The following is a 24,299-nucleotide window of genomic DNA, read 5'->3' as shown; positions in this document are numbered from 1 at the left end:
ACTCGAGGTATGTTCGTCGGGCACGCACTATTCGCGTTCGCCCTCGGAGCCCTCGCCGCGTGGTGGCTGGGGCTCTCCCGCGAGCGAGCGGTCCAGTTGGGCGTCATCGCCGGCCTGTTCGCCGCAGTTCCCGACGTGGATATCGTCTACGCCCCCTTCGGGCTACTCGTCGGGGCCGCCGAGAATCTGACGGCAGACGGCTTCTGGGAGACCGCGAACGTCGTCCACCGCGGGCCGACACACTCGCTTCTGTTAGGGACGGCACTCGCCGCCGCGGCCGGCCTCTGGGCAAGTAACTCACGGACTGCCCGAGCCGGCGCGCTGTCCATCGGCGTCGCACTGACCGTTCTCACGGGCGCAGTCAGCGGCCCCGTCGCAGGGCTCGTGATGCTCGTGTTCGTTCTGGCTGTGCTGGGTGTGGCTACAGTCGCACAGTCACGCGATATCAGCCCCCAGACGGTGACCGTACTGGCGCTACTGGGACTCCTCAGCCACCCGTTCGGCGACCTCTTCACCGGCGGTCCGCCCCCGTTCTTCTACCCCTTCGACGTGACCCTCGTCGCCGAGCGGGTGATACTCCACCCCGACCCGACGACGCACCTGCTGGCGGCGTTCGCTATCGAACTTGCGACAGTGTGGCTCGCTGTATGGACGTACGTCCACCTCCGCGGCTACACGCTGACGGGGCTCGTCCGTCCACGGGCAGCGCTGGGACTGGGGTATGCAGCAGCCGTCCTGTTCATGCCCGCACCGACCCTTGAACAGTCGGCGCACTTCGTGTTCAGCGTCCTCGCACTGGGCGTCGTCGGCGCGCCGACTCGGCCGTTCAGTGACGGCGTCGACTGGCTGGAGACGGTCGTGACGGGGCTTGCGGCAGTGACCATCGCTGCGCTCGCGTATGCCATGGCGTATGGAGCTATCTGAACAGCCCACGCCGCCGGCATCGGTCGATAGGGTTTTTCCAGTTGGGATTCACCAGATAATATGAGCCGAGACGTAGCGCGGTTGCTCCGGGACAAGCGCGTCAACGCCCTCGCGGCGTGGTGCATCGTCGCTATGCTCGCAGCCGTTTCAGTGACAAGTGCTGTTCAGGCCGACTTGTTGTGGGCCGGATTCGCGGCCGCTGTCGCGGCGCTGGCGCTGTTTCCGCCGGTGCTATTGCGCAACCGGGACGCCATGCTCCCCTGGGAAATCCTCTTGCTGGCGGCGTCGCCCGTTGTCGGCCGTCTGTTTGCGACGCTCTCGATGACTGGTAATCTCGCCACGTACCTCTCGGTTGCCGCCATCGCGCTCATTCTCGCTGTCGAACTCCAGCTCTTTACCCCTGTCCGGATGACGCCTCGGTTCGCCGTTGTCTTCGTCGCCATCACCACGATGGCTACCGCCGGCGCCTGGGCAGTCGTCCGCTGGGTAGCCGACCAGTTTCTCGGGACCACCTTCATCATCGACCCAACGGTGTCCGAACACGTCATCGAGGAAGCGGTGATGTGGGAGTTCGTCGCGTCGACCATCGCCGGCATCGGTGCCGGTGTGGTTTTCGCATACTACGTCCGCCGGCAGGCTGGGACCAGCCGCCTTCCAGAGGAGGTCCAGCCGGACGTATGAGGGTCCGTGACCGCTTCAGCATCAGTACGGCAACACAGCAACGGCTGTCGCGAAGTCTGTCGATTGCCCTCATCGGCCTATTCGCGGTCGGTATCGAGCGGGGCAACGTCGGTATCATCGTCAATTCGGGCGTCGCCATCATCGTCACACAACTCCCGGCGCTACTGGAACGGGACTACGGTATCGCGCTCGACCCAGCATTGACCCTGTGGATTACCTCCGCAGCGTTCTTCCACGCGCTCGGAACTGTTGGCCTTCCGGGGGCCGAGGAGAATTTCTACGTCACGATATGGTGGTGGGACCACTTCACCCACGCTCTCTCGTCGTCAGTCGTCGCCGCGGTCGGGTACACGACGGTTCGCGCGCTCGACGAGCACACCGACGAAATCTCGATTCCCTCGCGGTTCATGTTCGTGTTCCTCCTCCTGTTCGTGATGGCTTTCGGTGTGTTCTGGGAGGTCATCGAGTTCTCGATTACGCTTGCCGCCTCGGCGACCGGGAACGACACGATTCTGACACAGTTCGGGCTCACCGACACGATGCTCGATCTCGTGTTCGATACGATCGGAGCCATTATCGTGGCTATCTGGGGGACGGCACACCTTACCGACGTGGTCGGCCACGTCGAGACGCTGCTGAACCGGCAGTCTCAGTGACCTGTCCGTACTTTTATCACATCGCTGTGTGAACGAATGGCACGCAAATGGTTTTCAAAAAGATCACACTCATCGGGACCAGTCCGGAAAGCTTCGACAAAGCCGCCGACGACGCGATCGAGCGTGCGGAGGCGACACTGGACAATCTCAAGTGGGTCGAGGTTGAGGAACTCGGCGTCGAAATTGCAGGCGTCGAAGGCCGCGAGTACCAGGCTGAGGTTGTCGTGGCGTTCGAGCTCGAAGAGTAACTACGTCCGGAAGGACTCGCCACAACCGCATTCGCTGACCACGTTCGGGTTCTGGACGTGGAACCCGGCCCCCTGCAGGCCGCCCTCGTAGTCGAGGACTGACCCTTCGATATAGTCGATGCTGGCGTCGTCGACGAACACGCGGAGTCCGTTGCGCTCGAACACCTCGTCGTCTTCCTCAGGTGCGTGTTCGAACCGCATCCCGTAGGAGAGGCCGGCACAGCCGCCTTGCTGGACGTACAGACGGAGCCCGGATTCTTCGATGTCCATGCCTTCGCTTTCGAGGAGGTCCAGCGCCTCTCCTGCTGCCTGCTCGGTGACGGCAACGTCCTCGCCCCCGAAGTTCGGATCGCCGTCGTCCGCTGTGCTGCTCATACACTTACGTGGACGCCCGAACGTGTTAACAGTGACGCCGGCACAGGGGGACCCGCTCCAACTCAGTTGACCTCGCTGTACAACGTGACGATATCGTCGTATTCGAGCTTGCCGTTCTCGTTGAAGTCGTACGCAGTCTTATTGAGCGCGACGCTGTCGTCGTCAAAGCTGTCGAACAGCAACTGGATGTCATCGTAGTCTACCCGACCGTTGCCGTTAACATCCTCAAATAGCCCGTCGCCGTCGGGGTCAGTTGGCTCGGTACTCCCGGTGACCGGCGGCGGACCGACGATGACGACACCCAATTCCGTGTTCGCTTCAAGCGAGGTCCCGCTGTCGTCGTCCAGTCTATCGACCGACACTTCGATGTCAGCCGTTCCGGCGCTCTCTCCGCGGATGTCGAGTGTGGCAAGTCGCGTGTCAGTGCCACCGACAACGGACTGGGCATTCTTTTCCACATCGGCAAACCGGATATCAACGGACGTCCCGTCACTGGTAACGTCCGTCTCAGAGATACTGAATGGTTCAGCAACTGTCACGCCTGTGATCGTCGCGACTTCTGGGTCAGAAATGGAGACAGTCATCGCTCCGCCCGAGAGTCCTGACTCCAGCCAGCGACCGGTCAGTTCTGCTGTCCCGTTCTTGCCGTTGCCAACGGCGACAGAGTCAGCGAGGATCAGCGGGTTGTCAGCGGGGATACCGGGCTGGCCTGCCGTGAGTTCGACCGTCGCATCCGTGCGTATCGGTGCACCAGGCTCGTCGACGTACTCTAGCACCTGAAACTCTGTCGTCCAGTTGTCGGGCGTGACCGTACAGCGAACGTAGCCGCGCTGATTGTTGTAGTACTCTACGTTGTCGTTCTCTGTGACGACGTGGCGGCCGAAGTCGTCCATGTCGGTGCCATTCCCGCCCGACGAGATGGACGTCCCGACAAACTCCGCGCCGACTGGTTCGCTGGAGCCGTCTTTGGCACTGATAACCGTATTCGCCCAGTGGGAGTGGAAGTCACCAGTGATGACCACCGGGTTGTTGGCGTCCTCCTCAAACGCAGCTTTGACCAGATTCTGCTCAGGAACGTAGCCATCCCACTGCTCTGTCCGGAACCCTTCTTTGGGACCCTGCTTGAAATCCATTGCTGCGAAGGGAAGCTGGTTCGCCAGCACATTCCATGTAGTCTCAGTGGCCGAAAGATTCTCAAGCAACCACTCTTCCTGTGCGTCCCCGAGAATAGTTCGGTCCTCCTCAAAGCGCTCCGCACAGTCGACCTTGTTGAACACGTCGTCACAGGCCTGGTCGGACCGATAGAGCCGCGTATCGAGAACGTTGAAATCGAGCAGGTCGCCGAACTCATAGTATCTGTAGAGCTTCTGACTGGCGTTGTCAGGCTTTTGTTCCATCCGGAACGGCAGGTGCTCGTAGTACGCTTTCAATGCCGCTGCGCGGCGCTGGATAAACGCCTCGGTAGATTGCTTGTCGGGGTCCTGTGGAACGTCCCCTGCCCAGTTATTGTCGACCTCGTGGTCGTCACGAGTAACGAGCCACGGGGCGCTGGCGTGAGCGGCTCGCAGATTCGGGTCTGATTTGTAGAGGCCATAGCGGAGTCGGTAGGTGTCGAGGTCCGTCGTCTCCTTCTTGTATTCCTGTGGGAGCGATTTTTCCCGGGGTGATTCCGAAACGTCGATGCCGTACTCGTAGATGTAATCACCCAGATGGACGATGAGGTCGAGCTCGTCTTCGGCCATCTCCCCGAACGCTGTGTAGTGGCCGTCGACCCAGCGGTTACACGAGGCGAAGCCGAACTGAAACGCATCGACGGACGCGCCGGCGGCGGGCGCGGTCTTGGTCCGGCCAACCGGACTCGTCTCGCCACGGCACGTAAACTGGTAATAGTACTCGGTAGCGGGTTTAAGTCCGTCTGCGTCGACGTGGACGGTGTGCGCGTGGTCCGGTTCGGCAGTCGCGGTCCCGGTGTTGACGATGTCGCTCATCCCTTCGTCGGTGGCGACCGTCCACTTGACGTCGAATGCCTCACTCGGCATCGCACCATCTGCTGTGAGCGGGTTCGGGGCGAGCCGCGTCCAGATGATGACGGAGTCGGGGAGCGGGTCGCCCGATGCGACCCCTAGCGTGTACGGGTCCGACTCGAAGTTGCCGTCGTCGTCCACCATCGCACTGGCGTTGGCGGACAGTCCGAGTACAGCCGCCAGCGAAACGCCACCAGTCCGCTGCATGAACGTTCGCCGGTTCTGTGCTGTCGTGTCTATTTCGGGGAGGTCCGTGGGCCTCACGACTAACTGCCGCCCCAGACGCTGATTAAAGTTTTATAATATTGATATGATCTATTCGTGTCTCTTCGTTCCGAGTATGTTGTTTCAGGATTACAAATTACGCATACACTGGGCACAATAGGTGTCGATACCTGTAATATCAGGCATCTTATCAGGCAGGCTATTCGATGACTCGGCAACAACGCAGACGCGGCGTGGCCCTTCCCACGCATCTGATGAAAACCCGGAGTACCGGCGGGCTCACACCGCCGTATTGACGGCCACTGTGCTGTCCGGTGTGGCAGCTACTCGAACCGTTTGCGGACGCTCTCAGCGTGGGCGTCCAGCCCTTCAGCTTCGGCGAGGGTCGTAATCGTGTCCGCGATGTCGCCCAGCGAATCCTCGGAGAGGCGCTGGACTGTCGTCGACCGGACGAACGTGTCCACGGAGAGACCACCGGTGACCCGGGCGCTGCCGCCGGTCGGCAAGACGTGGTTCGTCCCAGTCGCGTAGTCGCCGGCCGCAACGGGGCTGTACGGACCGAGGAACACGGACCCGGCAGAAGGAATCCGTTCAAGAAGTGATTCGTCGTCGGCGGCCTGAATCGAGAGGTGTTCGGCGGCGTACTCCTCGGCGAAGAGGACGGCTTCGCTCATCGAGCGTGCGAGGAGGACGCCAGACGCGTCGTTGTCCAGTGCGGCGCGGATGACTGCCTCACGCTCCCGGCCGTCGGCCTGCTTGTCAACGGCGTCGACGACCTGCTCAGCAAGCGTCTCGTCGTCGGTGACGGCAACGACAGAGGCGTTCTCGTCGTGTTCAGCCTGTGCGACGAGGTCAGCCGCGACCAGTTCCGGGTCCGCGTCGCTGTCGGCGACGACCATAACTTCGGAGGGGCCGGCCAAGAAATCGATTGCCACATCGCCACGGACCTCGGCCTTCGCCGCTGTGACCCAGCGGTTGCCGGGGCCGACGACGATGTCCGTTGCGCTGACGGTTTCGGTCCCGTAGGCCAATGCTGCGATGGCCTGTGCGCCGCCGACCTGATAGACGGCGTCGGCCCCGGCGACGTGGATGGCAGCCAGCGTGACAGGGTTGACCTCCTCGGCTGGTGGGGTGGCGACGGCGACGTGCTCGACGCCGGCGACCTTCGCCGGGATGACGCCCATCAGCGCGCTGGAGGGGTAGGCTGCTGTCCCGCCGGGGGCATACACGCCGGCGCTGTCGAGCGGGCGGAACCGGCGACCCAGTTCGCGCCCGTCGAAGTCGTCACGCCAGTCCTCTGGGACCTGTCGTTCGTGGAACGCACGGATGTTCGCCGCGGCGTCCTCGATGGCTTCGCGCACGTCGTCGTCGATTTCCTCGTAGGCCCGCTCGGTGGCGTCCGTGATGTCGATGTTGCCCACTGAGACATCGTCGAACTCCTCAGCGAATCGCCGAAGCGCCACGTCGCCCTCCTCGTGGACCTGCGAGACAATATCGCGGACATCGTCTCTGACGGCGTCGACACCGGCGTCGCGGTCGAAGAAAGCGGCCCGTTCGTCGGGGCCTAAGTCGGCTATCGTCCGTACGTTCATACCCTTGGTTCGGGACGGGGCAAAAAACGGGTTTCCCTTCGCTGGTCAGAAACGACACTGAAGCGGAGTGCGTGAGAGAGGGACCGATTCGCCGGGCGGGAGTGGCTTCGGAATCGGAGGCTGTCGGGACGGACACGCCAGTCGCGAATGCTTGACTCACTGTCAGTCGTTCTCTCGTCACCATTTTCCGGCACACGGGCCTACAGGTGGTATGGCTTCAGTCGACGACCATCGTCGCCGGACAACCGACCTGCCCCCAGCGGCGACCGAATATTTTGCACCCGAACTAGCGACTATCCAGCGCTATCTCGAAACGGTCCCGCCGACTATCGATACGGTGGCCGGTGACGCTGCAGTCGGCCCAATACACACGCTCCCGTGGTTCTACGTGGCCGACCTAACCGGCTGGCGCGGCAGCACGCTCGCCCGACTGCTGGCCGCAGAACAAGACGCGGCCTGCTACGAACTTTCGGCCGGCGCTGCGGACGCGCTTCCGACCCTGTGGTCACTCATCGACGAGAGCGGTGACGGCCCCGTCGTACTCCACCTGGAACTGCAGGGCGAGTCCGGACGGATTCAGCGAACGCTCCGGGAAGCGCTCCGACGCGGCTACGAGCACAGCCCTGACGGCTGGGACGAGCCGGTACGCGGCGAACCAGCAAACCTCCACGTCGTCTTCACCGATACGAACCCATCGAAGCGCCTGGCCGTGCCACTACCCGCTGCAACCACGCCCACTACCGGCGCTGTCCTCTCGTATGCGCCGCGCCGGAGTATGCTCCCGGAACGGCCCGACGGAACGACCGTGCTCTCGGACCCGCCGGCGCTCCACGACCGGGAGGCAGAACTGGAGGCGTTCCTGCTGGCTTCACTGGCTGGCTACGGTGACGACGACAGCAGACAGCAGTACGTCGACAACGCCGTCGAAATCCTGTCGATCACCCACTCGCTCATCGGGAAGCGCGACCTGCTGTTCGACGTGTCGCCGCGGCTGGCGCTGAAGTACGGATCGCTCTTGGACAGGCTTTCAGTCGGCGCGGCGACGGAGCGACTCGGACAGGACGTACTCGGGCAAGTGCCACAGAGTCCCGGGAGCGAGGATATACGGGCAACGCTACAGGATTTGCTGCCGGAGTGAAAACGAGCGTGTCGTAACGGGCCAAGAACCTCAGTTCGCGTCGCTGACGATTTTGATGACCGCTCCCTCTTCGAGTTCCGTCTCGTCGCTGATACGCCGGTTCTCACGAGCATCGACGGCGTGGATGTAGCCGTCGCCGATGTCCGAGTGGACGGCATAGGCGAGGTCTTTTGGCGTCGCACCCTGCCGTAGCAAGAACGCGTCGGGGAGGACGTTCTCCTGCCCGTCGGTCCAGTGCGTTTCGTTCTGGACAGGGTAGGCCGTCAGATGGTCGAGCAGGTCGTAAACAGCAGTGTCAAGCGAGCCCTGAACGCCGGTGCCGCCCCACTCGTCCATCACGTCACGGATGCGGTTCAACCCCTCTCGTTGCTGGTCGCTCACGTCGCCGACGATATCGAAGTCCGGGTCGCCCGGGTCGTAGTCGATGACCCCCGCCTGCGCCGCGTTGCGCAGTGCGAGTTCGCCGTCGGCCGTCGCGGGCACGACCACGTCAGCAGCCTCCTGCAGGGCCTCGATGTTCCCCTCCGGGGCGATATCGGCCTTGTTCGCAACGACGACGAGCGGCTTCGTCCGCTGGCGGATCTCCGTCGCCAGCGCCTTGCGGTGCTCGTCGGTCCAGGCGATGGGGTCCTCGGGATACTCCAGGTCCCGCAGCGTCCGCGCCACGTCAAGTTCGGAGGCTCCGACGCCGGCCAGCATGTCCACGAGCGACTCGTCGAGTTTGAAATCCGGCGAGCGGGACTGGCGTTCGATTGACTCCCAGTTGCGCTCGACGATGCTGGCGATCCACAGGTCCATCTCCTCTTCGATGAAGTGGACATCCTCGACAGGGTCGTGCTCGCCGACTTCGACTGGTTCGCCCTCGGCGTCAGTCCCGCCGGAGGCGTCGACGACGTTGAGAATTACGTCGGCGGTCGACAGTTCGTCGAGGAACTGATTCCCGAGGCCACGGCCCTCGTGTGCGCCGGGAACGAGGCCGGCCACGTCGATGAGTTCCACCGGGACGTAGCGCTTACCATCCCGGCAGTTGTCGTCACCACAGCGGTCCTCCCGGTCGAGACAGGGGCACTCCGTTCGGACGTGGCTGACTCCGCGGTTGGCATCGATGGTCGTGAATGGGTAGTTCCCCACGTCCACGTCGGCCATCGTCGCCGCCTTGTAGAAAGTAGACTTGCCGGCGTTCGGTTTCCCGGCCAGCGCGATAGAGAGCATGCCAGTTCCTACCAGTGGCCGCCGAAAGGGGGTTTCGGTTCGCGGCCCTACAGGCTGACCCACTCGCCGCGGGCGTCGCTTCGCTCGATAGCGTCGAGGACTCGCTGTGCGGCGAGGCCGTCGGCGAAGGACGGCTCCTGTGGCCCACCGTCGGCCACGGCCGAGAGGAACTCGCAGTTCTCGTGGACGAACGTGTGCTCCCAGCCGATTACGTGGCCGGGGGGCCACCAGTGGTCGACGTAGGGGTCGTCTTCGTCCGTGATGAGCACCTGCTGGAAGCCCCGGTCGCCCTCTGTGAGGACCTGCAGTTCGTTCAGCCGCTCGAGGTCGAACTTGATTGCACCCTTCGACCCCTCGATTTCGATGGTGTGGGCGTTCTTGTGTCCGTTGGCGACGCGGGACGCTTCTAGTGTTCCCATCGTGCCGCCGTCGAACGCGATCTGGGCGCTGTAGGCGTCGTCGACAGTCACCGGGCGCGTCTCGTCGCTGCCCTCCACAGGGCGCTCCTCGGTGAACGTTCGGAGGTGCCCGCTCACGTCTGTTATCTCCCCGGCGGCGTCGCCGAGCAGGAACCGGGCCAGGTCGACGGTATGCGACCCGAGGTCGCCGAGTGCCCCGCTGCCGGCCATCTCCTCGTCGTTGCGCCAGGACCACGGTGCCTCTGGGTCGACCAGCCAGTCCTGAAGATACTGGCCGCGGAAGTGATGAATTTCGCCGAGGACGCCGTCGTCAATGAGCCCCTTCGCGTACTGGATGGCCGGAACAAACCGGTAATTGAAGGCCGCCCCTGCGGGCACGTCAGCGTCAGCAGCGGCCTCGGCCATTTCCTCAGCCGTATCGAGCGTGGGTGCGAGTGGCTTCTCACAGAACGTCGGCGTACCGGCCTCCAGTGCCGCGATGGACGGCTCGGCGTGGATGTGGTTCGGGCCGAGGTTATAGAACACGTCCACCTCGTCGACGATATCCTGCCAGTCCGTTGCGATCCGGTCGAAACCGAACTGGTCGGCCGCGTCGGCCAGCGCGTCTTCGTCGCGGCCGACGAGCACGTCCTTGTTGACGGCGGGCGCTTCGGGGAAGAACATGGGCAGGCGGTCCAGCGCGTTTGCGTGAGCCTTGCCCATAAACCGATAGCCGAGCATGCCGATATCGAGGGTCATAGCCGACTGTTCACTCGGGGCCGAGATAATGCTCATGGTGACGGCAGGGCGGCGGGCCGCGCCGAGGGAAAAGCCAAAACCGGATGCCCGTGTTGATACTCCATGGCCACTGAAACGACCGTCCGTATCGAGGACATCATGTCGACGCCGTTAGAGACGATTTCTGCTGACGAAACCGTCAAAGCGGCCGCGACGCAGATGCAGGCGCAGAACATCAACGGCATCTTCGTGCCGGGAGCAGAGGCGGGCATCATCACCACCACCGACATTGTCGATGCCGTCGCGACCGGGAAAGACCTCTCGTCGGCGACCGTTGATGACGTGATGACGGCTCCGGTCGAGCGGGTGACGACCTCGCTCGAACTGGGCGAAGCGGCAGCGATGATGACGACCTACGATATCAAGCACCTTCCAGTCATTGACGAACACCAGGACTACGTCGGGATGGTTTCGTCGACGGACATCACGCAAGCGCTCTCCTGAACGCGGCTGTTCTTCGGCGGACTTCCGACGGGACTCAGATGAAGTCGTCTATACCGGTTGAGTTACCGCCGTTGTCACCTGTCCCGGGCAGCGCGTCCGCGATGGCCGAGGTGAACGAGGAGAGGCCACGTGTCTGGTACCAGACCGTTCCGGGGCCGGTGAAATCCATCACGAGGCCCTCACCGCTGAGGACCGTCGACTTCAGTCCGCCGACGCGATGGGCGTCGAAGTTGACCGACTCCTCCCAGGCGACGACGTGGTCGTTGTCGACAGTGTAGGACTCACCGGCGTCGAGGTCGACGGTCTCCAGCCCACCGAACGCCTCGATGAGAACGTTCCCAGTCCCTTTCAGCGCCAGCGGCGTGATACTTGCACCGGCCAGCATCGACTTGATACCGCCGAACTCGGAGTCGATATCGATGTCGGGGTCGGCCGCCAGAAACGCCCCATCGACAGCGTACAGCGTCTCGCCTGTGAGCTCGTGGTGGTGGACGTCACCCGGCGTCGGCGGCGCGAGAGTGACCGTTCCGGGGCCGCCCCGGGCGGTGAACTCGTTTGCGAGCAGCGACTCGCCGCCAAGCATCGACTTCGCGGAGCTGAGGAGGCCGTCCCGGCTCGTCGTCGTTTCGATTTCGATAGTCGGCGAGTGGCTGACCATCGCGCCGGGTTCGGCGAGTATCGATTCGCCGCTGTCGAGGGAAGCGCGGACGTGCGTATACGAGGGTTTGTGGGTGAGTTCGATGTCCATATCGTGTCACTGGATGGGATAGTCCAGTCGTAGTATCTCACAGATACTATATAAGCCTAAGTGTCGGAGAAAGCCGTTTCGCTGGTTCTATTGCTTACTCAGCCCAGTAGGCGTCGCCGGGCTGGGTCTCGAAGACGGCGCGGTCGAGCACGTCGACTGCTTTCTCCAGACCCTCGCGGGCGCTGGTCAGCGAGTCCTCGTGTTCGATAGAGAGCGCGCCGTCGTAGCCGACCATCCGTAGCGTCGACACCACGTCTTTCCAGTGGGACTCGTCGTGACCGTAGCCGATGGAGCGGAACAGCCACGACCGGTCTGCCTCGTCCGTATACGGCGCGGTGTCGAGCACGCCTTTCTTGCGGGCGTTTGATTCGTAGACCTTCGTGTCCTTGGCGTGGACGTGGTGGATGGCGTCGTGCTCGCCGAGCAGTCGGATGGCCTCGGTCACGTCGATGCCCTGCCAGTACAGATGCGACGGGTCGAAGTTCGCGCCGATGCGGTCGTTCGTCCGGCGGCGCAGTTCCAGCAGGCCGCGCGGTTCGTACACCAACATATTGGGATGCATCTCGATGGCGACATCGACATCATGTGCGCCCGCGTGAGCCGCGAGGTCCGACCAGTACTCGTCGGCGACGCGCCACTGGTACTCGTGAGCGTCGGCGTGTTCGGTCGGCCAGGGCGCAGTGATCCAGTTCGGGACCTCGTCGTTCGGGCCGCCAGCAGGCAAGCCCGAGAACCCCGTGACGGTGTTCACGCCGAGCTGGTCGGCCAGCCGGATCGTCTCCCGGAGTTCCCGGTCGGCCTCGGCGGCACGTTCGTCATCGGGATGGAGCGGATTGTTGTGTGTCGCCAGCGCGCTCACCCGAAGGTCGTGTTCGCCTAAAAGCGTCTCAAGTTCAGCCTGTTTCTCCTCGTCGTCGAGATACGCCTGCCGGTCGAGGTGGTCGTCCCCGGGGAAACCACCACACCCCAGTTCGACCGCGTTGACACCTAGGTCGCTGAGATACGCCAGCGCCTCGTCGAGCGACTGCCCGCCCAAGGGAACCGTCAGTACACCAATGTCCATACGCGGCGGTACAGCCGGTGTCGAAAAAAGCGTACTGCCGTTGCTCCAGTCACGCTGTCCAGCCTACAAGCGGTACAGGGCGGAGAGGGCAGACCGCGGCGTAAAGGATTAACGCCGGGAGTGCGGTGGTACTGTCATGATTGTGGCCGTACTCGGAACCGGACAGCGGGGGCGGAATATCGCACAGCGATGTGTCCGTGCGGGCCACGAAGTGCGTCTCCGGGGAACGGATGCGTCGGACGTGATGGACCGGGTCGACGAGATTCGACGCGCACTCAACGGGGACGTCTCGGCCGGTATCGACGGAACCACCGGGCTCGAAAGCGCTGTCAACGGCAGCGACATCGTCATCGACGCAACCGCTGGCGGGACGGACAGCCATCGGGAGGTGGTCGCCGAAACTGAGACCATGGTCGAGGATGAGACGCTCATCGCCGTCAGCGACACGTCGCTGTCGGTAACTGCCGTCGCTACTGGTCTGCGGAGTCCGGACCGTGCCGTCGGCCTCAACCTTGTCGACCCGCCGGACGGCGCTATCGTCGAGGTCGTCATCGCCGAGCAGACGACAGCGGCGACCCGCGACCGAGTCACTGACTTCGTCGAAAGTCTGGACGCATCACCGGTCGTTGTGCGAGACACACCCGGGTTCGCCGCGCTCCGCCTCGAACTCGCTACTATCGCTGAGGCGGTCCGGATGGTTGAGGATGGTGTCGCCGGGGTTCGTGATATCGACCGGACGTTCGAGCGTGGTGATTCAGACCGCGACGGGCCGCTCGTTCGCGCCGACCGGCACGGGCTGGAAACGGTGCTCACAGCGCTCGAAGACCTCGCTGACCGGCTCGACGAGCGGTTCGAGCCGCCAGCGTTGCTCCGTCGGAAGGTCGAAGATGGACAGCGAGGTGCTGTCACCGGCGAGGGATTCTACGTCTGGGAAGACGGCACTCCGGCGGCCGGTGCCGACCCGGACCCGGACGTGCCAACGCGAGATAGTGAGCCCGATCTCAGATGAGCACGCAGGAAGACTCACCAGCCGAACGAGACACCGAGGACGACGAGTTCGCAACGCTGTTCGATGAACTCCAGGAACTGGAACAGCTCGTCGACTCAGAGGACGAGCGACGACAGGTCCGTGACGCGATGCGTGCGGCCGCCGATTCACAGGACCACGAGCCTGCGACCTTTGGCCGGGTCGTCTGGGGCTTTGGCCGGTCCGACCTTGCGGAAGCGCTGCTTGGCTCGCTGTTGTTCGGGATTCCGATGGCCGTCGAAGGCGGGACGGTCGATGCTGGGCTACACATCGCCCAACACCCGCTGTATCTCGTCGCGACAGTCGCCATCGCCATCGCGTTGGTCATCTCGATTCTGTACGTCGCCGACTTTCAGGATGTTCGAGTGGCGAACCGGATACTGGGAATCGTGCCGCGGCGACTTGTCGGCGTCACCGGAACAGCACTTGTGGTTTCCGTCGCGCTCCTTACTGGGTGGGGGCTCGTCGAGTGGTCGACCGACCCCGCGGTCGTCTACGAATCGGCCTGCATCTGTGCCGTGGCGTTCGTTCCGATGGCGATCGGCGCTGCCCTCGGGGACATTCTGCCCGGGAACTAGGGCCATGGCAGTCACTCGCGGTGACGGTCGCATTTGGCAATCGTTAAAAGCCGCGGTCGGATACGGAGTGGTATGAGCGAGAGCCAACAGAAACAGGCGCGCAAGTGCGTCTCGTGTGGCATCAACATCGCCGGCACGAACGCCGCCGCGTTCAAGTGCCCGGACTGTGGCCAGCAGATCTACCGCTGTGCCACCTGCCGGAAGCAGAGCAACCTCTACAAATGCCCGGACTGCGGCTTCATGGGGCCATAACAATGGGGAAAGTAGCAGCCAAGATCAAGGTCATGCCGGAGAGTCCCGAAGTCGACCTCGACGACCTGCAGGAGCGTCTCGAGGGTGTGCTTCCCGAAGGAACGAAGATCAACGGGTTCGAGCGCGAGGACGTCGCCTTCGGTCTCGTCGCGCTGACGCCGACGGTCATCGTCCCTGACGACACTGGTGGCACGGAAGCCGTCGAAGAAGCCTTTGCGAACGTCGATGACGTCGAGTCGGTCTCCATCGAGAGCACCGGTCGCCTGTAATCGACTCGTCACCGTAGTTTTCTACTCGGCTCCGTAGCAACTGCAAACGCGTGGCTGGTGACAGTCACGGAACGCACGTTTTATTAGGGCGACCGGATTAGCGGAGAGCAAGAATGCCTAGTTCAAACGGACCTCTCGAAGGAACACGAGACAAGCTCAAGAACAAGCCCCGCGACCGCGGCACCTCGCCGCCCCAGCGCGCCGTCGAAGAGTTTGACGACGGCGAGAAAGTCCACCTCAAGATCGACCCGTCCGTGCCGAACGGGCGCTTCCACCCGCGGTTCGACGGCCAGACCGGAACCGTCGAGGGGAAGCAGGGTGACGCGTACAAGGTCGATATCGTCGACGGTGGCAAAGAGAAAACCATCATCGTCACCGCTGCGCACCTGCGCCGGCAAGAATGACGATATTTAAAGAAAAAGTCAGTGAGGAGTTCCTGACGGTCGCGGAGACCAAGGAGATACTCGAAGACCTCGAGATGGAGCGGGCTGCCGAGGAGGACCGTGAGATGCGCTACGAGCTCAAGCGAGCTATCGAGCACGTCAACCGGTTTGCCCTCCTCGACCCTGAGGAGTCGCTACAACTGGTCGAAGAGCTCGAAGAGCTCGAAAAGGTCGACACGCCGACGGCCTACAAGATCGCGAACCTCCGACCGCTGGACCGCGACGAGCTCCGGGCTGTGTTCGCACAGGAGCGGTACACGCTCGACGGCGACGAACTCGACGATATCCTCAACATCGTCAAGCAGTACGCGTAACGAGGGGCTCGTCAGTTTGGCTGCCCGTCGCTCTGTTCTCTGATTTCGCCGGCGGTTAGCCATGCCAACGGGAGTCGCTGTCCGTTGCTGTGAGCCGAACACGAAGATAGCGACGGCGTCCCGTGGAGCGGTTCGGGGCATCCACCGGCATTAAGTGTGCTCTGCTCGTACTGCCTGACATGACTGAATCGGAGAGCGGCGGCGACACTATGATGGCGGCTGTCCTCGATGTCCTCCCGCATGGGCGGCCCGGAGACGACCGGCCACAGCACCAGAAGGAGCCGCTTGCGTACGCACTCGACATCGATGAATTCTACATTTACGAGCTGCAGCTTGCGGACAAGGACGTTGATATCGCGTTTGGTGACCGCATCGACCTGACGGAGTTCGGCCGCGTGACCGAAGTCGAATTCGAGGACATCCCGAGTGGTGCCCGCTCGGAACTCGACTACGCCGTCGAGGAAGTCGTCGAGGCAAACGAGCAGCGGTTCGTCGACTTCTACAACGACGCCCAGCCGATCACGCTGCGGCTCCACCAGCTGAACCTTCTGCCGGGCATCGGGAAGAAGCTCCGGAACACGATTCTCGATGAGCGAAAGCGAAAGCCCTTCCAGAGCTTCGAAGACCTCGAAGAGCGCGTTAGTGGCCTCCACAGCCCCAAGGAGACGCTTGTCGAGCGGATACTCGAAGAGCTACAGGACGATGACCTGAAGTACCGGCTGTTCGTCCGGCGCGAGGAACAGTCCTCGTAACAGTGCCGGCTGCAAGCAGCTAGCCTTACAGCCGCCAGTACAAGGCGACCCTTTTCTACCGCGACCCGTTACGGCTCGCTAATGACTACGATCGAAACAGGGACTCGGGACCCCGACGCGCTTGTCCGGCGGGCTGGCAAACGGGCCGACACCCGGCAGGACCAGCACTTCCTCGTCGACGACCGGGTACTGGACCGCATTCCGGAGTACGCGACCGACGCGGACGTAGACCTCTCGCACGTGCTGGAGATCGGCGCAGGCCCGGGTGCGCTAACGGACCGCTTGCTCGCGGTGGCTGGGCGCGTGACCGCAGTCGAGCGTGATCCGGACTTCGCGGCCCATCTCCGCGAGGAGTTCGCCGAGGAAGTCGCGGCGGACCGGCTTACTATCGTTGAGGGTGACGCGCTCGAAGTCGACCTGCCTGAGTTCACCGCAAGCATCTCGAATCTGCCCTACGGCGCGTCCTCAGAGATCGCCTTTCGATTGCTTCCGAAGCAGCGCCCGCTGCTGTTGATGTTCCAGCAGGAGTTCGCTGAGCGGATGGCCGCCGACCCCGCGACGGACGACTACGGGCGGCTCTCGGTCACGGCGGGCCACTACGCTGACGTGGAGATCGTCGAGACGGTGCCACCGGAAGCATTCGACCCCCAGCCTCGCGTGACGAGTGCGCTCGTCCGGACGACGCCCCGGACCCCGGACTACACCGTCCCCAGCGATGACTTCTTCATGGACTTCCTGAAGGCAGTGTTCACCCAGCGCCGGAAGACAATGCGCAACGCCGTCCGCAACACGGCCCACATCTCCGGGCTGGGTGACCCCGACGCGGTGGTCGAGGCTGCCGACGAGGACCTCATGAGCGCCCGTGCCGGGAAGCTCACGCCGGCCGATTTTGCCACGCTTGCGACACTCGCGTACGAGGTCGGCCAGCCGGAGGCCTGAGATGGGTGACGGTGAAGACCGCCCCTCGCTGGCCGACCAGCGGGGCGTAGAGTCGGTGTACCAGCCGGCGGAGGACTCGGACCTGCTGGCCCGAACGGCTCAGGAACGAGTCGAGGCGGGCGATACTGTCCTTGATGTGGGGACGGGCTCCGGGTACGTCGCCGCGACGCTCGCCGACGCTGGGGCACGGGCGGTCGGCGTCGACGTGAGCCCGCTGGCCTGTCGAGAGGCGGCCGAGAACGGCGTCCCAGTCGTTCGCGGGGACCTCGTCGAGCCGTTCCAGACAGCGGCTTTCGACCTCGTGGCGTTCAATCCGCCCTATTTGCCGACCCCGCCCGAGCAAGAGTGGGACGACTGGATGGAACACGCGCTGTCGGGTGGCGACGACGGACGGCGGCTCGTCGACCCGTTTCTCGAAGCCGTCGAGCGTGTGTTAGCCCCGGGCGGCGAAGCGCTCATGCTTGTCAGCAGTCTCACGGACCCGGATGCAGTGCGAGCGTACGCGAGCGAACACGGGCTGGCGAGCGAGCAGCTTGCCAGTGAAAAACACCCATACGAGGCCCTCGTCGTCCTGCGGTTCTATCGAGTTTGATTACTGTTAGGCATTTTAGTGAATAGGAAATATTAAAGCCCGTCATTGACTACTCCTTGGCAATGACACAGGTAATCGCCACGACCCCTGGGCTCTTTCCGCTCCCGGACTGGGCCAAGGACGAACTGGCAGATCTGAAGGGCCACCAGAAGACCGATCTCATCTCGGGCGACGAATCCGGCGAGATTGCTGCAGCCTACGATAAAGCCCGCGAGGAAGTCATCGCCATCCAGCAGGACGCCGGACTTGACCGCGTTGTCGAGGGCCAGCTCCGCTGGGACGACATGCTCGCACACCCGCTTGCAGTCCACGACAGCGTGGAGACGAAAGGCATCGTCCGCTACTATGACAACAACAATTTCTACCGAGAGCCGGTCGTGCAGGGCGACCTGAGTGCTGACGGTGGCGACGTTGCCGCGGACCTCAGTACAGCGGCCGAGCACGTCGATTCGGGACTCCAGGCTGTACTCCCCGGGCCGTACTCGCTTGCGGACCTCGCGACGGACGAGCACTACGGTGATGACGCTGAGTTCCTTGACGCCATCGCCGAGTTCCTTGTCGAGGAAGTGAACGCGTTCCCGGATGTCGAGACGCTGTTCCTGCTTGAACCGTCGCTGGTCGAGAACACGCCTGCTGATGGGGAGGACGAGCGCGCCGCCGAGGCAATCGACGCCATCGCCTCGGCCGCCGACGCCGACGTTGTCGCCCACACCTACTGGGGCGCAATCGAGGAGAAGGCCTACGCACACCTGATGGACGCTGACGTGGACGCCATCGGCTTCGACCTCGTGGCGAACCACGACCAGACCGTCTACAACGTGCAGGAGTACGGCACCAAGGAAGACGTGGCGCTGGGCGTTGTCGACGGCCAGAACACGCTCGTCGAGTCACCTGAAACAATTCGGGACCGCATCGACTGGTTCGAACAGCAGACGAACACCGCGTACGACACCGTCTACGCGACAGCCAACACGGAAACGTTCTACCTCCCGGTGAACAAGTTCGAAGACAAGCTCAAAGCGCTCGCAAACGCCGCGGATCTGGAGGCGGCGGAGGCATAAAACGATGACAGGACCACGAGACCAGTTCAAACCGGCGGACCACCCGAACGACCATTTCCTGCTGACGACCGTCGTCGGCTCCTACCCCAAGCCCAAGTGGCACGACCGTGCCCGTGAGCTGTTCGAGGACGAGGACGCCGACTTCGGCGAGGACGAGTGGGAAGAATCGAAAGACGACGCCTCGCGGCTCATCACTCACGAGCACGAACGCGCAGGCCTCGATGTCATCTGTGACGGCGAGATGCGCCGCAACGAGATGGTAGAGTACTTCGCCCACCGCATCGACGGCTATGAGTTCAACGGCCGCGTGAAGGTGTGGGGCCACAACTACTTCGACAAGCCGAGCGTCGCCGACGAGGTCGAGTACGGCGAGCAGTGGCTCGTCGAGGAGTTCGAATTCACCGACGAGGTGGCCGAGCGACCGGTCAAGGTTCCGATTACGGGGCCGTACACGCTCGCCAACTGGTCGTTCAACGAAGTGTACGACAACGAGGAGCAGTTGGCCTACGAACTGGCGGACCTCGTCAACGAGGAAATCGAGGCGCTGGTTGAGGCTGGCGCTCGATACATCCAGATCGACGAGCCGGCCCTGGCCACGACGCCGGACGACCACGCCATCGTTGGAGAGTGTCTGGAACGCATCGTCGACGAAATCCCCGACGATGTGCGTCTGGGCCTGCACGTCTGTTACGGCGACTACTCGCGTATCTACCCCGAGATTCTGGACTACCCGGTTCACGAGTACGATCTGGAGCTCGCAAACGGCGACTACGACCAGCTCGACGTGTTCAAAGAGCACGAATTCACGAAGGACTTCGCGATGGGCGTGCTGGACGCCCACACCGCGGAGGTCGAGTCCGTTGCGGAAATCAAGAAGAACATTAAAAAGGGACTGGAAGTCGTGCCGCCGGAACGACTCACCGTTTCGCCGGACTGTGGCGTCAAGCTCCTGCCTCGTGAGGTCGCCCGCGGCAAGATGGAGAACATGGTGCAGGCAGCTCGCGAAGTCGAGGAGGAACTGGACGCTGGCGAGATTGATGTTGTTGCGAGTGGTGCGGAAGCGCACGCAGACGATTAAACTGGTGAGGGTCTCGGCTGCGAACTATCAGCCGTTTTTGTAGCGGACGAGTAGCGAGCACCTGAACGAAGCCGTGCACGGAGCGCCCCGCGAGCAGCGTGATGTGAGTGACCGACAGCAGTTTGCTCACGGTGAGCATGACTGACCGTATTTTCGACGAAGGTTGGCTACGATTTCGGCAGCTATCGAATATACTCGGGCGCGCCGTTCCCGGATCCGGCAAATGTCGCAGACAGGGACAGCGAACATACAGGGTGCGGGATCAAGCGAGACCCGTGGAATCTCTGGCTAGCAAGATCCCGAACAGGTCGTCACGAGGCTGCCTGAGCACAAAAGCTCCCGACGAACAACTATTTAGATTCTTATAAATCTGCGAATCCGGAGCCTAAACTAGAAGATGTTCACCAATAGTTTGTTCGACAAGCATCGAAACTAACATCGACCTAGGGGGAAAATAACTGTCGCCGTACTAATAATATAAGGGGCTTCTGTATTCAGGTAAATACTCTATATTATGGATATAGAGAACCTCATGCCGCAGATTCCAGGTTTTAATTTCGTGCAGTGTGTTAGCATGCAAGTCTGGGAAAGAGTTTTGAGGGTCTCTGGAGAAGCTAGCGATGAGAAAGCTATGACAGGGGACACACATCTTCGGGCAGAACTGTATCTTCGTGGAGATACGTACGGCACGTTCGACGCACAACAACAGGTGCTCAATCGGGTGAAGCGACTGGAGGCCAACGGCGTGTTCAGCGAGTCGATGTTGGCCGGCGAGTGGCAGCGGATCAGAACGATGGCAGAGGACAAGCGGTCGGAAGCCATCCGGACCTACGAAGAGTTCAGAGACTGGGCAGGCCAGAACGACCACTCGCTCGAACCGGCGTTCGAACGGCGGAACCGAAGCTACGTCGGGATGGACCGGGTCGACGACGTTGTCGTCTTCCCGGTCGTTTCGCTGGCGATCTACGACAGCGACGACCTAGAAGGCGTGTTCCCGTGCTCGGACGAGAAACGGACATACACTGTCGGTGACGCGCTAGAAGCCTTCGAGCGTGGCGATGAGGATTGGCTCGCACAGTTTGACTCCCTGTCGGTCGACCGGACTGACCCGCTGCTCGAGCCGGGCGTCGACGCGACGATTTAACCGCGTAGCGCGTCGACCGGTTCTTCGCTCGCCGCCTTCCAGGCCGGATACAGCCCGCTGACGATACTCGTCAGCACCCCAAAGGCGAACGCCGCACCGACGTACCAGGCGTTCGGTAGCCTGAAAACGGCCATCGCATCGCCGACGGCGTAGTGGTTTATCGCCAGCCCGGCACCGAGGCTCAGAATGACACCAGCGACGCCACCAAGGAACCCGAGCAGCGTCGCTTCCATCAACATCACTTTGAGGACATCCCGCTTCTGGTAGCCGACAGCTCTGAGGACGCCGATTTCCTCCCGGCGTTCAACAGTGGACATCAACATGACGTTGAGAATCGAGATGCCGGCCACGAGCAGCGAAATAGATGCGATGCCAGCGAGGACAGTGTTGATGATCTGGAACTGCTCTTCGATGGTATCGACGAGCGAGCCAAGTTCCTGCACGAAGACCCGCTCCTCACGGTCGTTGAGCGCGTCGCGGATCCCCATCGCCGTTTCATTGGCCTGCGTCCCTGTGGACTCGATAACGTACACTTCCGAGTAGCCACGCTGGCTGAACGACGTCGCTGGCATGATGATTCGGTTATCGGGGTTCGTCGAAGAGAACGGGTCGCCTTCTTCGAGTACAGCCCGAATACGGACACTGGTCCCGTTGACGGTGATCTGGCTCCCGGGATGCAGGTCGTGCTCCTCCGCGACGTTCGAACCGACAAGCGCACCGGACCGGAACGGCGATACCCGTCCCTCCTTGGCCTCGTATAACTCCGCCGGATTCTCAACGCCGTATATTGTCTCCCTGACGGCGTCCTCGCGGTTGTACGCTACTGGCTCAAAGCGTGTCTTTACTGGCGAGACAGTCGCTGTCGGGCTCGCCTCTCTGCGGATCGTACGGATATCGCGTTCGGTGAGTTCAGTGATGTTTTCACCGGAGTTCGGGTAGACCGTAAGCTGGTTTCCGACGTTACCGAGGTTCTGGGTAAACGAGTATTGGAGCGCGACGCCGAACATCCCCAGCGAAGCAATGGCAACGACGCCGATGACGATACCCAGCGACGCCAGCAGCGACCGCATCTTCGTTCGCGTGAGGTTTCGCCGCGCCATCAGCGCGGCCGGGAAGAACCTACCCGCCATTCTTCCGTTCCCTCCCAATAGTTCCGTCGACTAAATGCACGGTGCGGTCAACGTATTCATTGACCAAATCGTCGTGGGTGACTGCGACGATTGCCACGTCGTCTTCGTCGGCGATGCGGCGGAACTCGTCAAGTATCTGTCGACCGGTTTCGCTGTCGAGGTTCCCTGTCGGCTCGTCGGCGAGGACCACCTTCGGACTGTTGATCAGCGAACGCGCGATGGCGACGCGTTGCTTCTGGCCGCCGGAGAGTTCGTCGGGTTTGTGGCCCAGTCGGTCACCGAGCCCAAGCCGCTCTAGGAGGGTTCTAGCCCGTTGTTTGACTTTCGGGTCACTGTCCAGTAGCAGTGGTACTTCGACGTTCTCGACGGCAGTCAACGTCGGCAGGAGATAGAAGTGCTGGAACACGAACCCGATCGTTTGCTTGCGGAGCGCGGTCCGCTTGCTGTCGCCGAGTCCAGTCACGTCCTGCCCCTCAAGCAGGACGGTCCCCTCCGTCGGCGTATCCAGCAGTCCGAGGATGTTCAGCAGGGTTGTCTTGCCACTACCGCTGGGCCCCATAATCGAGACGAACTCGCCAGCTTCGAGCGCGAAGTCGATACCCGCTAGTGCGTAGAGGGTCTGGCCGCCGGTACGGTAGCGCTTGACCAGTCCCTGTGCGTCAATAACCGTCATACCTCGATATCGTCGTCACCGCGGCGGTAGCGGCGCACGAGGACACCGACGACGACCAGTAGCGCCAGCCCGCCAGCGATGAACACCGGCAACATACTGTTCTGGTCACCGCCCTCGCTGTCGTCGTCTTGGTCCGCCTGCTGTGCCGAACCACCCATCCGATCGATATCGACGTCGAAGGTCTGTCGCTTCCGCGTGTCGTCGACGAGGTACGTCACCTCCAGTGGCACCGACGTGACGTTCCCTGTCGTCCGAGCGTACACGTCGAAGGAGACGAAGTCACTGGCCGGGACCGTGCCGACGAAGTAGTCACGGTTTGGGGTCGCTGGAGTGACGGTCTCGGTATTGACAACGCTGACGAGGACGCTGTCCGCATCCGTCGACCCGACGTTGCTTGCACTCCCGGAAATCTGGAGGCGTCCCCCCTGTCGGATCACGTCTAGACCGGTGAGGTCGATCGTTCCCGGGACAGACCGGAGTGTCGTTTCGGTGCTTGTCTGTTCCGTTTCGGTCCCGAGTTCGTAGTTGGCCGTGACAGTGACGTCCGCGCGAGGTTCGTCCATCGTGGCGTTCAGGCGTACCTGCCGGGTCGTACTGGCTGAGACGTTTTCGAGCAGGACACGCTGGAACGACGCGTTCTCCGACGTTGCACTGACCATGACATCCGAAAGCGGAGCGTTGGCCCCGTTCGAGACCGCGACTCGTAACGCGCGGTCAGTACCGCTGCCGACCGCAGTCGTATCGAGTTCTACGCTGTTCCGGAGCGAGTCCGAATCGATGACTGTCGTCCGCGTCGTACTACGGGTAGTGTCTCCGTCAACCGTGTAGCTGATTGTTGCGGTCAGCGAGTGTTCGCCGGCGGATTCGGGTCGGAACCGGAACGGGGCTGTAATCGAGCCGTTCTCTGCGACACTTGATCTGACTGTCCGGCTCTTTGTCATTTCGACGCCCTCGCCCTCGACGACCACCTCGACGTTCGTTATCTGCGTGTCGAGTCCGTTTGCGACGGTGACATCGCCAGTCGACTCAACGCCGGCGACGGAGTCATTGGCCGTGATATCCACCTGCGGGTGACGCTCCTGAACATTCAACTGGACCGGATATTTGAGTTCAATGTTGTCGCCGGTCTTGCGGTCACGACCGTACACAATGACGCGGAGGTCCTTGCTTCCGGCCGAATCAAACGAGGCAGTCAGCGGGACTTCCAGAGTGCTACCCGGCGAAATCGAACCCAGATCCGAGACGCGTTCGTACTCTGTGATTCCTTTCCCGCCTGATTTCCGGATTGCAATGTCGTTAATTTCGAGCGGGGCATCGCTGCTCTCGAGGTTCCGCACAGTCGTGTCGAACGTGATGGTTTCGCCCGGTGCTGGCGATGACGGCGACACATCGACGTTCGAGATTGACGCGTTGACGCTCGCGCCGGCGACTGACAGCGGAAGCGAACCGACGACGACTAAGCAGGCGAGGACAGCCACACCGTGGCGCATCACGAAGTCACCTCTGGCTGCAGTAATCGTA

28 protein-coding genes are annotated in these 24,299 nt (G+C 62.4%); 18 read left to right on the top strand and 10 right to left on the bottom strand.

Annotated elements, in window-relative coordinates:
* The first annotated feature begins 9 nt into the window (after nucleotides 1–9).
* From RBH20_RS03885 to RBH20_RS03870, 4 genes are read left to right on the top strand one after another with little or no spacing between them, the layout of a single operon-like run.
* The gene (locus RBH20_RS03885) at nucleotides 10–924 is read left to right on the top strand and encodes a metal-dependent hydrolase (RefSeq protein ID WP_306705700.1); all 915 of its coding nucleotides are present in this window, start codon (nucleotides 10–12) and stop codon (nucleotides 922–924) included.
* A 60-nt stretch (nucleotides 925–984) separates the two neighbouring features.
* Nucleotides 985–1,605: a hypothetical protein gene (locus tag RBH20_RS03880; RefSeq protein WP_306705698.1), complete on the top strand. Its 621-nt coding sequence runs from the start codon at nucleotides 985–987 to the stop codon at nucleotides 1,603–1,605.
* Complete coding sequence (locus RBH20_RS03875) at nucleotides 1,602–2,261, top strand: hypothetical protein (RefSeq protein WP_306705696.1); 660 nt, start codon at nucleotides 1,602–1,604, stop codon at nucleotides 2,259–2,261. The genes RBH20_RS03880 and RBH20_RS03875 overlap by 4 nt, the downstream gene beginning before the upstream one ends.
* Before the next feature lie 47 nt (nucleotides 2,262–2,308).
* Complete coding sequence (locus RBH20_RS03870) at nucleotides 2,309–2,509, top strand: dodecin (protein WP_005535273.1); 201 nt, start codon at nucleotides 2,309–2,311, stop codon at nucleotides 2,507–2,509.
* On the opposite strand, the gene RBH20_RS03865 is transcribed toward RBH20_RS03870, so the two are convergent.
* The 3 genes from RBH20_RS03865 to hisD all read right to left on the bottom strand — a co-directional run bounded on the left by RBH20_RS03865 (nucleotide 2,510) and on the right by hisD (nucleotide 6,725).
* On the bottom strand, nucleotides 2,510–2,884 hold the full coding sequence (locus RBH20_RS03865) for an iron-sulfur cluster assembly accessory protein (protein WP_306705694.1): 375 nt from the start codon (nucleotides 2,882–2,884) through the stop codon (nucleotides 2,510–2,512).
* 62 nt (nucleotides 2,885–2,946) lie between these two features.
* Nucleotides 2,947–5,172, bottom strand: coding sequence for an alkaline phosphatase D family protein (locus RBH20_RS03860; RefSeq protein WP_306705691.1), 2,226 nt, complete (start codon nucleotides 5,170–5,172; stop codon nucleotides 2,947–2,949).
* Nucleotides 5,173–5,456: 284 nt separating this feature from the next.
* Complete coding sequence (gene hisD, locus RBH20_RS03855; RefSeq protein ID WP_306705689.1) at nucleotides 5,457–6,725, bottom strand: histidinol dehydrogenase; 1,269 nt, start codon at nucleotides 6,723–6,725, stop codon at nucleotides 5,457–5,459.
* A 211-nt stretch (nucleotides 6,726–6,936) separates the two neighbouring features.
* Between hisD and RBH20_RS03850 the strand changes: the two genes are divergently transcribed.
* The gene (locus RBH20_RS03850; RefSeq protein ID WP_306705686.1) at nucleotides 6,937–7,863 is read left to right on the top strand and encodes a hypothetical protein; all 927 of its coding nucleotides are present in this window, start codon (nucleotides 6,937–6,939) and stop codon (nucleotides 7,861–7,863) included.
* Between the two features lie 30 nt (nucleotides 7,864–7,893).
* Here the strand turns inward: RBH20_RS03850 and RBH20_RS03845 are convergent, their stop codons facing one another.
* Nucleotides 7,894–9,075, bottom strand: a complete 1,182-nt coding sequence (locus tag RBH20_RS03845) for a redox-regulated ATPase YchF (RefSeq protein WP_306705684.1) — start codon at nucleotides 9,073–9,075, stop codon at nucleotides 7,894–7,896.
* A gap of 47 nt (nucleotides 9,076–9,122) precedes the next feature.
* A complete protein-coding gene (locus tag RBH20_RS03840; RefSeq protein WP_306705682.1) occupies nucleotides 9,123–10,232 on the bottom strand; it encodes a Gfo/Idh/MocA family protein in 1,110 nt (369 codons plus the stop codon).
* A gap of 102 nt (nucleotides 10,233–10,334) precedes the next feature.
* On the opposite strand from RBH20_RS03840, the gene RBH20_RS03835 reads away from it, so the two are divergent.
* The gene (locus RBH20_RS03835) at nucleotides 10,335–10,715 is read left to right on the top strand and encodes a cyclic nucleotide-binding/CBS domain-containing protein (RefSeq protein ID WP_306705680.1); all 381 of its coding nucleotides are present in this window, start codon (nucleotides 10,335–10,337) and stop codon (nucleotides 10,713–10,715) included.
* A 34-nt stretch (nucleotides 10,716–10,749) separates the two neighbouring features.
* Here RBH20_RS03835 and RBH20_RS03830 read toward each other — a convergent pair whose 3' ends face one another.
* Complete coding sequence (locus RBH20_RS03830) at nucleotides 10,750–11,463, bottom strand: TIGR00266 family protein (RefSeq protein ID WP_306705678.1); 714 nt, start codon at nucleotides 11,461–11,463, stop codon at nucleotides 10,750–10,752.
* A gap of 94 nt (nucleotides 11,464–11,557) precedes the next feature.
* Nucleotides 11,558–12,526: a sugar phosphate isomerase/epimerase gene (locus tag RBH20_RS03825; protein WP_306705676.1), complete on the bottom strand. Its 969-nt coding sequence runs from the start codon at nucleotides 12,524–12,526 to the stop codon at nucleotides 11,558–11,560.
* A 136-nt stretch (nucleotides 12,527–12,662) separates the two neighbouring features.
* On the opposite strand from RBH20_RS03825, the gene RBH20_RS03820 reads away from it, so the two are divergent.
* The 12 genes from RBH20_RS03820 to RBH20_RS03765 all read left to right on the top strand — a co-directional run bounded on the left by RBH20_RS03820 (nucleotide 12,663) and on the right by RBH20_RS03765 (nucleotide 20,975).
* Nucleotides 12,663–13,535 (top strand): 3-hydroxyacyl-CoA dehydrogenase family protein, encoded by an 873-nt coding sequence (locus RBH20_RS03820; protein ID WP_306705675.1) that lies wholly within the window; start codon nucleotides 12,663–12,665, stop codon nucleotides 13,533–13,535.
* Nucleotides 13,532–14,131 (top strand): DUF2391 family protein, encoded by a 600-nt coding sequence (locus tag RBH20_RS03815; protein WP_306705672.1) that lies wholly within the window; start codon nucleotides 13,532–13,534, stop codon nucleotides 14,129–14,131. The genes RBH20_RS03820 and RBH20_RS03815 overlap by 4 nt, the downstream gene beginning before the upstream one ends.
* A gap of 72 nt (nucleotides 14,132–14,203) precedes the next feature.
* A complete protein-coding gene (locus tag RBH20_RS03810; RefSeq protein WP_004516620.1) occupies nucleotides 14,204–14,383 on the top strand; it encodes an HVO_2753 family zinc finger protein in 180 nt (59 codons plus the stop codon).
* Nucleotides 14,384–14,385: 2 nt separating this feature from the next.
* Complete coding sequence (locus RBH20_RS03805; protein ID WP_004962801.1) at nucleotides 14,386–14,652, top strand: elongation factor 1-beta; 267 nt, start codon at nucleotides 14,386–14,388, stop codon at nucleotides 14,650–14,652.
* Between the two features lie 113 nt (nucleotides 14,653–14,765).
* A complete protein-coding gene (locus RBH20_RS03800; RefSeq protein ID WP_005535295.1) occupies nucleotides 14,766–15,056 on the top strand; it encodes a 50S ribosomal protein L21e in 291 nt (96 codons plus the stop codon).
* Complete coding sequence (locus tag RBH20_RS03795; RefSeq protein ID WP_306705661.1) at nucleotides 15,053–15,409, top strand: RNA polymerase Rpb4 family protein; 357 nt, start codon at nucleotides 15,053–15,055, stop codon at nucleotides 15,407–15,409. The genes RBH20_RS03800 and RBH20_RS03795 overlap by 4 nt, the downstream gene beginning before the upstream one ends.
* A gap of 179 nt (nucleotides 15,410–15,588) precedes the next feature.
* Nucleotides 15,589–16,161, top strand: a complete 573-nt coding sequence (locus RBH20_RS03790) for a DUF655 domain-containing protein (protein ID WP_306705659.1) — start codon at nucleotides 15,589–15,591, stop codon at nucleotides 16,159–16,161.
* A gap of 81 nt (nucleotides 16,162–16,242) precedes the next feature.
* Nucleotides 16,243–17,100, top strand: a complete 858-nt coding sequence (locus tag RBH20_RS03785; protein WP_306705658.1) for a 16S ribosomal RNA methyltransferase A — start codon at nucleotides 16,243–16,245, stop codon at nucleotides 17,098–17,100.
* A 1-nt stretch (nucleotide 17,101) separates the two neighbouring features.
* Nucleotides 17,102–17,692 (top strand): HemK2/MTQ2 family protein methyltransferase, encoded by a 591-nt coding sequence (locus RBH20_RS03780; RefSeq protein WP_306705656.1) that lies wholly within the window; start codon nucleotides 17,102–17,104, stop codon nucleotides 17,690–17,692.
* A 62-nt stretch (nucleotides 17,693–17,754) separates the two neighbouring features.
* The gene (locus RBH20_RS03775) at nucleotides 17,755–18,753 is read left to right on the top strand and encodes a 5-methyltetrahydropteroyltriglutamate--homocysteine methyltransferase (RefSeq protein ID WP_306705654.1); all 999 of its coding nucleotides are present in this window, start codon (nucleotides 17,755–17,757) and stop codon (nucleotides 18,751–18,753) included.
* A gap of 4 nt (nucleotides 18,754–18,757) precedes the next feature.
* Nucleotides 18,758–19,831 (top strand): methionine synthase, encoded by a 1,074-nt coding sequence (locus RBH20_RS03770; RefSeq protein ID WP_306705652.1) that lies wholly within the window; start codon nucleotides 18,758–18,760, stop codon nucleotides 19,829–19,831.
* 631 nt (nucleotides 19,832–20,462) lie between these two features.
* Nucleotides 20,463–20,975, top strand: a complete 513-nt coding sequence (locus tag RBH20_RS03765) for an HTH domain-containing protein (RefSeq protein WP_306705650.1) — start codon at nucleotides 20,463–20,465, stop codon at nucleotides 20,973–20,975.
* On the opposite strand, the gene RBH20_RS03760 is transcribed toward RBH20_RS03765, so the two are convergent.
* The 3 genes from RBH20_RS03760 to RBH20_RS03750 are packed head-to-tail and all read right to left on the bottom strand — an operon-like array spanning nucleotide 20,972 to nucleotide 24,268.
* The gene (locus tag RBH20_RS03760) at nucleotides 20,972–22,105 is read right to left on the bottom strand and encodes an ABC transporter permease (protein WP_306705648.1); all 1,134 of its coding nucleotides are present in this window, start codon (nucleotides 22,103–22,105) and stop codon (nucleotides 20,972–20,974) included. The genes RBH20_RS03765 and RBH20_RS03760 overlap by 4 nt on opposite strands.
* Complete coding sequence (locus tag RBH20_RS03755) at nucleotides 22,095–22,778, bottom strand: ABC transporter ATP-binding protein (RefSeq protein WP_306705646.1); 684 nt, start codon at nucleotides 22,776–22,778, stop codon at nucleotides 22,095–22,097. The genes RBH20_RS03760 and RBH20_RS03755 overlap by 11 nt, the downstream gene beginning before the upstream one ends.
* Nucleotides 22,775–24,268: a hypothetical protein gene (locus RBH20_RS03750; protein WP_306705643.1), complete on the bottom strand. Its 1,494-nt coding sequence runs from the start codon at nucleotides 24,266–24,268 to the stop codon at nucleotides 22,775–22,777. Before RBH20_RS03750 ends, RBH20_RS03755 begins: the two co-directional genes overlap by 4 nt.
* Nucleotides 24,269–24,299: the final 31 nt, after the last annotated feature.

This window comes from Haloarcula sp. H-GB4, from assembly GCF_030848575.1.
Lineage (GTDB): Archaea > Halobacteriota > Halobacteria > Halobacteriales > Haloarculaceae > Haloarcula.
Note: the sequence above shows the minus strand (reverse complement) of the source record. Positions and strands in the feature narration are given on the sequence as shown.

Excerpts from the sequence above, each read along its gene's own strand:
- RBH20_RS03885 (WP_306705700.1), top strand. The coding sequence starts at position 10 with ATGTTCGTCGGGCACGCACTATTCGCGTTCGCCCTCGGAGCCCTCGCC.
- RBH20_RS03880 (WP_306705698.1), top strand. The coding sequence starts at position 985 with ATGAGCCGAGACGTAGCGCGGTTGCTCCGGGACAAGCGCGTCAACGCC.
- RBH20_RS03875 (WP_306705696.1), top strand. The coding sequence starts at position 1,602 with ATGAGGGTCCGTGACCGCTTCAGCATCAGTACGGCAACACAGCAACGG.
- RBH20_RS03870 (WP_005535273.1), top strand. The coding sequence starts at position 2,309 with ATGGTTTTCAAAAAGATCACACTCATCGGGACCAGTCCGGAAAGCTTC.
- RBH20_RS03865 (WP_306705694.1), bottom strand. The coding sequence starts at position 2,884 with ATGAGCAGCACAGCGGACGACGGCGATCCGAACTTCGGGGGCGAGGAC.
- hisD (WP_306705689.1), bottom strand. The coding sequence starts at position 6,725 with ATGAACGTACGGACGATAGCCGACTTAGGCCCCGACGAACGGGCCGCT.
- RBH20_RS03850 (WP_306705686.1), top strand. The coding sequence starts at position 6,937 with ATGGCTTCAGTCGACGACCATCGTCGCCGGACAACCGACCTGCCCCCA.
- RBH20_RS03845 (WP_306705684.1), bottom strand. The coding sequence starts at position 9,075 with ATGCTCTCTATCGCGCTGGCCGGGAAACCGAACGCCGGCAAGTCTACT.
- RBH20_RS03840 (WP_306705682.1), bottom strand. The coding sequence starts at position 10,232 with ATGACCCTCGATATCGGCATGCTCGGCTATCGGTTTATGGGCAAGGCT.
- RBH20_RS03835 (WP_306705680.1), top strand. The coding sequence starts at position 10,335 with ATGGCCACTGAAACGACCGTCCGTATCGAGGACATCATGTCGACGCCG.
- RBH20_RS03830 (WP_306705678.1), bottom strand. The coding sequence starts at position 11,463 with ATGGACATCGAACTCACCCACAAACCCTCGTATACGCACGTCCGCGCT.
- RBH20_RS03825 (WP_306705676.1), bottom strand. The coding sequence starts at position 12,526 with ATGGACATTGGTGTACTGACGGTTCCCTTGGGCGGGCAGTCGCTCGAC.
- RBH20_RS03820 (WP_306705675.1), top strand. The coding sequence starts at position 12,663 with ATGATTGTGGCCGTACTCGGAACCGGACAGCGGGGGCGGAATATCGCA.
- RBH20_RS03815 (WP_306705672.1), top strand. The coding sequence starts at position 13,532 with ATGAGCACGCAGGAAGACTCACCAGCCGAACGAGACACCGAGGACGAC.
- RBH20_RS03810 (WP_004516620.1), top strand. The coding sequence starts at position 14,204 with ATGAGCGAGAGCCAACAGAAACAGGCGCGCAAGTGCGTCTCGTGTGGC.
- RBH20_RS03805 (WP_004962801.1), top strand. The coding sequence starts at position 14,386 with ATGGGGAAAGTAGCAGCCAAGATCAAGGTCATGCCGGAGAGTCCCGAA.
- RBH20_RS03800 (WP_005535295.1), top strand. The coding sequence starts at position 14,766 with ATGCCTAGTTCAAACGGACCTCTCGAAGGAACACGAGACAAGCTCAAG.
- RBH20_RS03795 (WP_306705661.1), top strand. The coding sequence starts at position 15,053 with ATGACGATATTTAAAGAAAAAGTCAGTGAGGAGTTCCTGACGGTCGCG.
- RBH20_RS03790 (WP_306705659.1), top strand. The coding sequence starts at position 15,589 with ATGACTGAATCGGAGAGCGGCGGCGACACTATGATGGCGGCTGTCCTC.
- RBH20_RS03785 (WP_306705658.1), top strand. The coding sequence starts at position 16,243 with ATGACTACGATCGAAACAGGGACTCGGGACCCCGACGCGCTTGTCCGG.
- RBH20_RS03780 (WP_306705656.1), top strand. The coding sequence starts at position 17,102 with ATGGGTGACGGTGAAGACCGCCCCTCGCTGGCCGACCAGCGGGGCGTA.
- RBH20_RS03775 (WP_306705654.1), top strand. The coding sequence starts at position 17,755 with ATGACACAGGTAATCGCCACGACCCCTGGGCTCTTTCCGCTCCCGGAC.
- RBH20_RS03770 (WP_306705652.1), top strand. The coding sequence starts at position 18,758 with ATGACAGGACCACGAGACCAGTTCAAACCGGCGGACCACCCGAACGAC.
- RBH20_RS03765 (WP_306705650.1), top strand. The coding sequence starts at position 20,463 with ATGACAGGGGACACACATCTTCGGGCAGAACTGTATCTTCGTGGAGAT.
- RBH20_RS03760 (WP_306705648.1), bottom strand. The coding sequence starts at position 22,105 with ATGGCGGGTAGGTTCTTCCCGGCCGCGCTGATGGCGCGGCGAAACCTC.
- RBH20_RS03755 (WP_306705646.1), bottom strand. The coding sequence starts at position 22,778 with ATGACGGTTATTGACGCACAGGGACTGGTCAAGCGCTACCGTACCGGC.
- RBH20_RS03750 (WP_306705643.1), bottom strand. The coding sequence starts at position 24,268 with ATGCGCCACGGTGTGGCTGTCCTCGCCTGCTTAGTCGTCGTCGGTTCG.